The organism is Gilvimarinus sp. 1_MG-2023 (genome assembly GCF_030548285.1).
Map to the genome: position 1 here is coordinate 1 of NZ_JAUOSC010000232.1, position 409 is coordinate 409.

At 57.2% G+C, this 409-nt stretch carries 1 protein-coding gene; it reads right to left on the reverse strand.

The features are described from left to right. Positions 1-409: GGDEF domain-containing protein (locus tag Q4563_RS16570; RefSeq protein WP_303605267.1), on the reverse strand; the 409-nt coding region annotated here is incomplete at both ends.

The following is a 409-nucleotide window of genomic DNA, read 5'->3' on the forward strand; positions in this document are numbered from 1 at the left end:
GGCAGCCACCGATGCCAGCATTCGCTGCGCAACAATCGCGACCCCTTCCGGCTCGATCAACGGCAGTACAATAGAAAATTCTTCACCACCGTAGCGGGCAACCAGATCGTGGGAACGATTGACGCTGTCGTCCAGTGCCCTGGCCACCTGACGCAAGGCCTCATCCCCTTGTACATGGCCGTATCGATCGTTAAACGCCTTGAAGGCATCCACATCCACCATCATCACCGCCAGATTACTTTGCTGTCGTTGCGCCCGACGCCACTCCGCCAGTAAAAACTCATCAAACCGCCGCCGATTGGCAATTCCGGTTAACCCATCAGTCATGGACAGGGCTTTCAACTGCCGTATACGCTGATACTGTCGCTCCAGTACGCCCAGCCGGGCGGCTACCAGCGGTACCTGTAAC